The sequence below is a fragment of the Corynebacterium lipophilum genome (genome assembly GCF_024102595.1).
Lineage (GTDB): Bacteria > Actinomycetota > Actinomycetes > Mycobacteriales > Mycobacteriaceae > Corynebacterium > Corynebacterium pseudogenitalium.
Genome location: NZ_JAEUWV010000007.1, coordinates 71,768 through 81,352, shown reverse-complemented (window position 1 = coordinate 81,352; position 9,585 = coordinate 71,768). Strand labels below are relative to the sequence as shown.

Here is a 9,585-nt window from a genome sequence, read left to right as displayed (position 1 = left end):
CCGACACACAGCATAAAAGGTCACGAAACTGTGCACAATGTCATGACATTAGGTGTAAACAATGTCATGACCTTAAGCGTGCACACTGTCATGACTTTAAGCGTGCAAAAGGTAGTGACACATAACATTCCGGATCTGTGGTACTGCCGGTTTCCGGTTAGTTGGTACCGCAGCCGGGGGTTGACCGGCGAGAGCCCAGAAGCGAAGTCGGGTTTCGCCGGTCAGTGAAGGCTAGCTGTCTACGGTTATCTGAGCGTGCGCGAGGTGTCGGCGCATGTCGTAGTCACCGAGTTCGATGCGCTGTCCGGCGTTGAGTCTGCTGACCAGTGAGTCCGCGCTGATAGGGTCAGGCCCAGTTTTTCGAAATCCGGCTGGTCATAGCACTTGCGGCGGGCCCCGCGATGGTCGCTGACGTGCTCGTCGAAAATGATGGGTCCAGCTGAGTAAACGACTCCTTGGTGATGCCGTGGTCAGCGATGAGTGTCTTGGTTTTGGCGATATCGCGTCTAGAGCAGTCAAGCGCTACTGCAATAGCGGAGTAGGTTGCCCCCTCTAGACACAGTGTCATGATGTCTTTGAAGTTGGCCATGAAAGGTGATGACGCGCCGGCACGGGTTGTGCCAACGCCACCTATACAATGATCGAAAATGAATGACGGTACCACCTACCTGGAAACCCGGTACCAACTACGCGCAACTACGCGGATTACCGGTACCAACTACGCCGAAACGGCACGCATTGGGATGTGGTGTTTGGTGCAACAATCGAATCCCGGCGGCCTGATACGAAAAGTCGCATCCGACCGCCGGGCCGTCTAAATATTCCAATTTCCCGGGGCCGCCTTCGCGTAGTCAACCCCGATCGTCTTGAAGTGCTCGTGGGCGGCATCAATCTTCGCCTGCTCAGTTGTGCGCAGGAGATGCTCGAGCACCGTGCTCTTTGTTTCGCGGATCATGTACAACTTGTCTTCGCCGTCTACCTGTTTCACGATTGCCCAGTCGGGGTTGTATGGCCCGACCGGGGTATCAATCTTGAACTTCGGCGGTAGCTTTAGGAACAGTTTGATGTCTTCGCGGTCGTCGAGGAGTTCGGCGAACCGGCGCTCGGCTTCGGAGTCGTAGACGACGAAGTCGTAGTCGGTTTTCTCGCGGTTCTTGACCTTGTACAGGTTGTCCAGGAAGTATTGCTTTTCTTCGATGCCGTCTTGCTGAAGTTCGGTGAGCGAGTACACGCTGCCGCCGATCTTTTCGTATTGGACGCCTTCGGTGACGATTGAGGCGAGTTCGGCTTCGATGATGCCTTTGACCATCTTGATGTAGTCGTTCGGGTTGGAGATGAACTCGTCGAGGCGGTCACTCTGGATGAGGATGTCGATGATCGTTCTGCGGGTGAGTGACGTTGCTTCTTGGAGCTCAGAGACGATATCCGGCAGCTTGTACCCGCCTCGCAGCTCCGCTGTACGGCTGCTTGTTTCTGAGCCTTTGGTGCCGCCGCGAGCAACAGTCAACCGGGCCTTCTTCACTTCGATTCGAAGGGGTGCAATCTCTTCAGCCTTCTTGATCTTCTGTACGGCGTTCTTGATCAGTACATCGCGATCAACTGAGACGCTATAGGTCGTGCGTTGGCTGATCTTCTCCCAGAATTCTTCGAATTCGCGCGACTGAAAGTACAGCTGCTTGTTCAGTTTGCGCGTCGTTCGAGCACGCTTCGGTTTTACGTAATGCTCAATATTCGCGCGGCGCAGTACCTCGATGACCGCCTCTTCCACGGGGCTGTACTCTGCTGCCAGGCCTAGGGAGAAGTCATCGGCATCCGGGGTGAAGGATGCGGTGACGTAGCCGTCTTTGTTCAGGAAGCCACGCTGTTTCAGGTGGTCCCAGATCTCGGCGGATGTAGTGAACCCTAAGTTTTCTTGCTCTTCCGCGTCGGGTTTCGGCAGCTTGGCAAAGTCGCCTTTGCGAATGTACCCAATCGCCACACCGGCCTTCTTGTATTCCTTTTGGAGGTTGGTGGCGAACTCTTGGTAGGACTCATTAGCGACGACGGTGAGCTGGGCAACGGAACGGTCCGCTACGCGCTCGCCGTGCTGGTTCACAGGAAGTCGCAACCCACGCCCAATCGTCTGGCGGCGCTCGGTCTCGGATCCCATTTCACGCAGGGTGCAAATTTGAAATACGTTCGGATTGTCCCAACCTTCGCGCAGCGCGGAGTGGGAAAAGATGAATCGAACCGGTTCGTCTTCGCTCAGCAGCCGGGCCTTGTCCTTCATGATGAGGTCGTAGGAGTCATCATCCTTGGCTGTGACACCTGAGGTGTCGCCGTAGACGCCTTTTTTGATCTGCGAGAAGTATGCACGCCGCAGCTCAATCGGATCCTGTGGGAGCAGGTCTTTATACTGCGGGAATCGGTTTCGTTCTTCGATGAAGAGCTCGTCGAACCACTGGGCGAACTTGCCGTCGGCAGTGGTGTTGTCGGCGCCGTCTCCGAGGTAGCTGGCCACTTTATCCACGAAGAAGAGGCTCAGCACCTTGATGCCGAGGGGGCGCATCAGCGTTTCTTTGCGGAAGTGTTCGCGGATGGTTTCGCGGATCATTTCGCGGTAAACGGTCTCGTCGTTGCCACCGATCGTTTCGCCGACTTGGAGAATGCCGTGGTTGGTCAGCTCGATAAAACCGCGACCGTCGAGGTTTATTTCATTGATTCGCCAGTTGTTGTCGTAGGCGGGGTTGCCGGTGACCTTCTCGAGGTCCTGGTTCTGCTTCACCTTCTTCACCTGGCGGGCTAGCGATCCGTCCTTCTTGCGGCACACCAACTCGAGGCTCGCCTGCCACGGATTGCTATCGATGGAAAGAAGTTTGATGTACGGCTTGGCGTCGCCACCATGCTCCGTTGCTTCCGCCACAACGATCTGTTTGACCAGGCCCAGCTCATGAGCATCAACCGGGTCCAACCGGTAGGTAACGTTTCGTGTTTCGCGGTGTGTCGCACTGTAGCGAAGGATGAACGCCGGATCCATGCCTGCCAGCGCCGTTTTGGATAGTTCAGATTCCATGTTCTGCGGCTCATCCATGATCAGAATCGGCCGTGTCGCACGCAGAAAATCGATCGGGCGCAACCCGTTGAGCTTGTCTCGGGTTTGGTTCATGATCAAGTTGTTTCCACGACCACGCACGGAGCCGATCGTCATGATCATGATCTGAATGCTTGTCGACGTCGCAAAGGATTGCACTTCCTCAGCGTTTTTACCGCTGTAGACCATGTAGTCAAACGGCGACGCAGGGTATAGCTGGCGGAAGTGGTCGTGCATCAGCTCGATGCTTGTTTTCACGCCTTCGCGGATCGCAACGCTGGGCACAAGAATGACAAACTTGGTGAAGTTGTATTTCTCCGCCAGCTCAAAGATCGTGCGGAGGTACACATAGGTTTTGCCGGTGCCGGTTTCCATCTCGATGTCGAACTGGAGGCCGTCAATAAGCTCTTTTGCAGGCTCAAGCCCGTGCTCGTTTTGCACGATCTTGAGGTTCTCGAGCACAGTTGCTTCATCGAGTAAGAAGTTGTTGCCGACGGCCCCAATCTCTTCACTCAGATCTATGTCAAGCGCCTGGTTGCTGGTCTCTGGCAGAACTCGTTCGGTGTGGAACGTTGTGAGAAAATCCCCGGCGTCGTTCGGCTGGCCCTCAAACAGGTCGGTGACTGAATCAATCGCCTGAACCTGGTACTCCTGCTTAGCATCAAACTTGAATTTCATGTTGATCCTTTACGCCGTCCAGAGTTCGATGCCGTTGGTCTTGCAGATTTGCGCCAGGTTGGTTTTCAGCTCGTCGTCGCCTTGGAAGGCATCCTCGAGCATGATGAACTGAGCTGGCTTGACTTCCATAGCCTCACGAAGCTGTGCCAGGGTCGGCTTGGTGTGTTCATCGAGGTAGGCGAGCACTAGCGTGTCTTCTTCACCGTCTTCGTCATCGACTCGGACCACCGCTTTATACGACAGACCGTCGATATTGCGGTCACGAATCTGCTCAACCAACGAGTGGCCCTGTTTAAGCAGAATCTCAGTGAGTAGGTCATCAGGGGTAGCGTTGTCATCGGCGCTTTCACGGAGATCCAGTAGGTGTTGCTCTAGAGCAGTCGCGTCGGTGTCGGAGTCGGTCCGCCACTTGGTGAAGTTGGTGTCGGCGAGCTTGTAGGAACGGAAGCCGGTATCTAAACGGTCTAGGTCTGCGTGGTTCTGCTCTTGGACGCTCTCGCGAACACTGTCCGAAGCTTTTCCGATCCGCACACGAGATATATCCGCGATAGTTTTGAATCCTGACTTCGCAGCACTTGACTTTTCGGAAAGTGGTTCTGGAAGCTGGACCATTATGAAGCTTCTGTCTTTGAGGTCTTCCGAGTTTAGCTCGAACGTAGCATGTGCTGTGGTGCCGGAACCAGCAAAGAAATCTAGCACGATATCGCCTTCTGCGGTAGAGACCATCGCAAGAAGCTTGACTAAATCGACAGGTTTCGGATAATCAAACCAATTCTTGTCTATTCCTAAGTCGTTGATGTCCGTTGATCCCGATGATGTAGTGATGTCCATCACAACATCCTTCATGGTCGTAGTGTCTACATTCCTTACCTTTGTGTAGACTTTCCAACCTGCCGCAGTATTGGTGAAGAATAAGTTGTGGCCTTCTTCACTTACCTTCTTCCGGCTCCATCTGTTGGCGTGGAATAGATGTGTCCCATTATTGTTTCGCTTCGGTGGGATTTTTATGAACCCCTCATGCAAATGGGCTTCGGAAACATTCTCGGTCTTAATCTCTTTGCTGGAGGGGTTGTAATAGATGTCGTATACCAGGTTTGGGCGGGTCTCCTCGTTGAAAGCCGAGTTAGTATTATATAGCTCATTTTTTACAACGTAGGGTCCGTAGTCATCATGCTCGATCTGGTAGTTAAAACCCTTGTAAATCGACGGCATTAGCTCCTTTAGCGTTCTGCCGGGGCCAATAAATTCCCCAACCTGTTTGCCATTGCGCGCGTAAACAAAAATGTACTCTTTAGTTCCGGCTGCACCGCAACCTGAAATCTGGCGGCCTTTGAGGTTGTTAACCCATACAAAAGTATTTACGTGGTTGGCTTCACCAAAAATTTCATCAGAAATCTTCTTTAGGTGAACGCTCTCATTGTCATCAATCGAAATGAAGATCACGCCATCGTCGGTCAATAGGTTCCTCGCCAGCTTCAACCGTGGGTACATCATGTTGAGCCAGTTGGAGTGGTACCGACCCTCGGACTCGGAGTTGGACGAGAGCTTCTTGCCATCTTCGTTGACCTGCTTGGACCACTCGAGGTAGGTCTGTAGGCCCTCTTTGTAGTTATCGGGGTACACGAAGTCTTTGCCGGTGTTGTACGGCGGATCGATGTAAATCATCTTGATCTTGCCGTGGTAGTGCTTCTGCAGAATCTTCAGCACTTCGAGGTTGTCGCCCTCGATGAATACGTTCTTTGTGGTGTCCCAGTCTTTGGAGTTTTCCTTATCCGGGCGAAGCGTCGCAGTGGTTGGGGTTTGCGCTGCGCGCATCGCACGCTTCTTACCTGGCCAGAACAGGCCGAAGCGTTCGCTGGTGTCTGCTACGTCCCCCCCCCTAGTAATTCTTTGAGTTTTTCGACGTCAATTTTGCCGTCGGCAACCGCTTCCGGCACCAACTCGGCGAGCTGCTCGGCCAGCTCGGTACGGAACTCGGGGCTGCTGCCAGGAACTTCGTTGATCATGTCTCGCTCTTCGTTCATTGTTCTTCCCTTTGACTACCTTCGTTTACGCCTTGATCTGCCACCGGATAGTGAACAGCTCTTTTTCAGATCTCTTGCCTTGAAGCGACTGCCTAATCAGAATAAGCAACTCGTCGACATTGTCGCGCAGGTTTCGCTTCTCTTTTCGATATTTGTCCTCGACCGAATCGATCTCGTCGTCAAGATTTCGAGCCTTCTTCTTGAACCGCAGCTGCTCCATCGGGTCGTCAGCTTGAGTAGCTTTCCTACGCAGGTCCTTCCGCTTCTTCTCAAGCTCACGGACAGCTTTCCTGCGCTCCGTGTCGAGATCAAGGATCTGACTTTCAAGCAGTTCTTCCTGCTGGTTGTAGTAGCTCGAGTTGCGGTGCTGGACTTCTTTTTCCAGAGAATCCCGCTGCTGCTCGATCGCTGCCGCAAACAGGTCCGCGTTGAGCGGCCCAGCTATATCCAACGTGTCGACGACGCGCAGATCCATCATCTCTGCTGCATCTTCTTGGTTCAGTACCTCGCCGGAATCGGTGATGCCTGCCGCGAGTAAGTAGCTCTCGGAAATATCGCTGTCGTTGGCTTTCATCCTGAACGTCAAACCCCGGACAACCAGGGACCCAGACTGTCCGGCCAGTTCCTTCATGCGGGAGCTGACGCGGTCGGACTTGCTGATGTCGAACACGAGAGTCTGGCACGGCGTATCCGCCGTCAAAGCGCCATCGATGACGTACTTCGCTAGGTCGCTGTGATAGCGGTACTGCTTGGAATTACCACTTGGCGAGGACTTGAAGTGGTAGCGGCCAGCCGCAATGCCGGCAGCCGGTGGCGTGTTCAGCACGAAGTTGCGTCCGTCGCCTTCAAACGTTGCCTTGCCTTGTAAGCGGTTGATGGTGAGTAGGAGGAGTAGCCGCTCAAACTTGTTCAGTACTTCGCCAGACTGCTCGTCGTAGGATTTCAAGCGGTCACGCACTGACGGATCAAGGTTGTCGAACACCTTCGCTTTCGCTTCAGCCATGTCCTTGCTCACGGTGGCGGCGTACTTCTTCTCAAGCTCCTGGAACGCCTGATTGATCTCATCTGCAGTGCGGTAGCTGTCGTAGATCTTCGCAATCTCCTGAGCGAAATCGAAGCCACTCTCAATGCGGCCCAGCACTTCGTCACTGGCTCCAAAGACGCTGTCGAAGAGGTGGAATTTGTTCTCCAGCAGCTCCAAGATGCGCGCCTCAGCAGCGTTGCCCTCATTGAAGAAATTGACGATGACAACGTCGTGGTTCTGTCCATAACGGTGAATGCGGCCGATACGCTGTTCCACCCGCTGCGGGTTCCACGGCAGGTCGTAGTTGATCAGCATCGAGCAAAACTGCAGGTTGATGCCTTCGGATGCCGCCTCCGTCGCAATCATGATTGAGCCGGAGTCACGGAAGTAGTCAACAAGAGCTTTTCGACGATCTGCCGACGGGTTGCCGGTAATGACGTCGCTACCATCATTCTTTGTGAGCCACTCTTGATAAATCGCAGTCGCCTCAGGCGAATCGTTTTGGCCGTTGAACAGCACCAGCCCTTCCCCGTACCCTGCTTGCCGTAGCGTTTCCGCGATGAAGTTTTGGGTGTCGCTGTACTCGGTGAAGATGATGGCCTTCTCCGGGGCACCGACCTCACGCAGCCGCGCGAAACCACGCTCAATGGCCTCCCCGAGTTTCAGTGACTTCTGATTCTGGTGAATCGATTCCGCGAGCGCTGCGTACTCTCTGAGCTCATCGATCTCGCCCTGCACTTTCTTGCGGACTTCTGGGTCCGACCAGTCCTCGTGCTTCTCCACGAGGTCCCCGAATGCTTCATACGCTGCCTGCTCCTCATCAAGCATGTCGCTATCGAAATCAAACAGCGGTATACGATCGCTCTGCGGCTGGCCTGCTGCCAGTTCCTCCGCCAATCGGTTCGCAGTTCTACGCAACGTGATCCCGACGGCGTACGTCGAGGAGCCCAACCGCTTGCGCATCACCTGCGAAGAAAGTGCTCGTTGCGAGTCATTGAACGCATACAAAGTGTCACGCTGAAGGTAGGCATTAACGAGGTCATAAAGATCCAGCTCTGCCTGCGAAGGCTGGAACTTCACCGTCAACGGGTCACGCTTAGTGAACCGGATGTACTTCTCTGCATCTCGGCGTAGGGTGCGCTTCGTCAACTGGCCGACGCGCTCCGCCAGGTCATCTGGGCTGAATTCGGTGCTTCCTGTTTTCACATACCGCTCACGGAAAACGTCGATAGACCGGAAGTACTCCGGGTCAAAAATCGAGACAAGCCCGTAGATCTCTTCAAGGCGGTTCTGTAATGGGGTTGCTGTGAGCAGCACTACCTTGCTTGCACCATCAAAAACCTCACCGACCGAATGCGCCACTTTGGCATGCTTCCTGCCCTTATAAAAGTTGCGTAGACGGTGGGCCTCGTCAGCAACGACTAAGTCCCACGGACGCATCAGGTCGGCCTTGTTCTGCTGGACAAACTCGTAGGAAGCAATCAAGACCTGACCAGGCGCCTTGTTAGCCAGGAGCGTGGTCTTGGACTTTGCATCGAGCAGCTCGGATGGGATCAAGAACTTCTCGTACAGCTCCTGCTTCCACTGTTGCCGAAGACTGGCAGGCGCAACGATCAGGATGCGACGTTTACGCTCCGCCCAGTACTGCGTAATAACGATGCCCGCCTCGATCGTCTTACCGAGGCCGACCTCATCGGCCAACACGACTCCCCTAGTCGCGTTGCCCTTCAGCGCGAATAGTGCTGCCTCAATCTGGTGAGGTTTGGGTTCCACTTGGGCGTCGAAAAGCAGTCCTGCAAGCTTGCCGACATGATCGTTGGCATAACTCCGCTCAAGCTCATGCGCGAAATACTTCGCTTGATGGTTGGAGAGGTGCATCCCGAAGGAGATTCCGGGGTTCTCTGGGCTTACGCTCTCCGGTACAGACTGGTCAGGGCTCTGAATCATAAATTTCCTGATGTAGTGAAACCGCTTGAATGTAACTGCGTCATTGTACTGTAGCGAGAGGGGCGTGAAGGGTGAATGCGGATGACTCTACGGATTTCACCGCCCATTCCTTTCCACTGTTCGAACAAGAATTCCACAGCCCGCCAGTAATGTCCGGACCGTCTTTTATATTGGGGTCTATGACAAATGAAAACCCTATATACGCGCGGTATGTGCTCACGTTGCCGTCGAAAGTATCCGACAAAATCGCGACAGACCACGGCGCTGGCCACCGCCTTTTGATGGCGCTGCTTCCTGATGGAGTGCTTGATCACCAATCCCCGCGACAGTCCGCACACCTGCTGTGGACGATGGCGAAACCAACTGAGATGCTCGTCAGTTCCTGCATCCCGTTGAAGCAGACAGCCGATATTTCGGTGGTGGCCGCAGAACACACCGAACCGCAGGCTGGAAAGCGCTATCTCCTCCAGACAACGGTTGAAACCACTTACACCCCTGCTACGTGGGTACCGGAAGAAATCTGGAACCTTCCGAACCGGCCGGCAATCCATGGCAAACGTGTCCCCGTGCCGAACGAAAAGCTCGAGCAATGGTTGGTGGAAAAACTTGAGCGGGCCGGCTTCTCGGTCGCCAGTCTTGATGCTGCACGCTCGTACCGGCTGCCGATCAGGAAACGTACGGTGCCGGTTGCAGATATTGCTGCTGAAGTCACAGTCGCGGACGCTGAGTTGGCGCTGAGGGCGTATCGCGAGGGCTTCGGCAGGTCGAAAAACTTTGGCTGCGGCCTTTTGCGGCTCTCGCCACTCGCATAAACCCACTTGAACTATCTGAAAGGACTACTT

The 9,585-nt window shown here is 54.3% G+C and carries 8 protein-coding genes; 3 read left to right on the top strand and 5 right to left on the bottom strand.

Annotation, left to right across the window (positions count from 1 at the left end):
- Positions 1 to 228, top strand: a 228-nt coding sequence (locus JMN37_RS06600) for a hypothetical protein (RefSeq protein WP_252931410.1), incomplete at its 5' end; no start/stop codon positions are given.
- Between the two features lie 118 nt (positions 229 to 346).
- Here JMN37_RS06600 and JMN37_RS06595 read toward each other — a convergent pair.
- Positions 347 to 589, bottom strand: a complete 243-nt coding sequence (locus JMN37_RS06595; RefSeq protein ID WP_071573735.1) for a hypothetical protein — start codon at positions 587 to 589, stop codon at positions 347 to 349.
- Between the two features lie 58 nt (positions 590 to 647).
- On the opposite strand from JMN37_RS06595, the gene JMN37_RS06590 reads away from it, so the two are divergent.
- Positions 648 to 818: a hypothetical protein gene (locus JMN37_RS06590; protein ID WP_252931409.1), complete on the top strand. Its 171-nt coding sequence runs from the start codon at positions 648 to 650 to the stop codon at positions 816 to 818.
- Here JMN37_RS06590 and JMN37_RS06585 read toward each other — a convergent pair.
- Genes JMN37_RS06585 through JMN37_RS06570 form a run of 4 tightly spaced genes read right to left on the bottom strand, consistent with a single transcriptional unit; the run spans position 815 to position 8,743 of the window.
- Entirely contained in the window at positions 815 to 3,748 is a 2,934-nt protein-coding gene (locus JMN37_RS06585) for a restriction endonuclease (protein WP_071573736.1), read from the bottom strand. The genes JMN37_RS06590 and JMN37_RS06585 overlap by 4 nt on opposite strands.
- A gap of 9 nt (positions 3,749 to 3,757) precedes the next feature.
- Positions 3,758 to 5,563 carry a site-specific DNA-methyltransferase gene (locus JMN37_RS06580; protein WP_252931408.1) on the bottom strand — a complete coding sequence of 602 codons (1,806 nt, stop codon included), beginning with the start codon at positions 5,561 to 5,563 and terminating at the stop codon, positions 3,758 to 3,760.
- A gap of 50 nt (positions 5,564 to 5,613) precedes the next feature.
- On the bottom strand, positions 5,614 to 5,772 hold the full coding sequence (locus JMN37_RS06575) for a hypothetical protein (protein ID WP_252931407.1): 159 nt from the start codon (positions 5,770 to 5,772) through the stop codon (positions 5,614 to 5,616).
- Positions 5,773 to 5,797: 25 nt separating this feature from the next.
- A complete protein-coding gene (locus JMN37_RS06570; protein ID WP_252931406.1) occupies positions 5,798 to 8,743 on the bottom strand; it encodes an SNF2-related protein in 2,946 nt (981 codons plus the stop codon).
- A gap of 179 nt (positions 8,744 to 8,922) precedes the next feature.
- Between JMN37_RS06570 and JMN37_RS06565 the strand changes: the two genes are divergently transcribed.
- On the top strand, positions 8,923 to 9,555 hold the full coding sequence (locus JMN37_RS06565; RefSeq protein WP_177224309.1) for a type I-E CRISPR-associated protein Cas6/Cse3/CasE: 633 nt from the start codon (positions 8,923 to 8,925) through the stop codon (positions 9,553 to 9,555).
- The last annotated feature ends 30 nt before the right edge of the window (positions 9,556 to 9,585 follow it).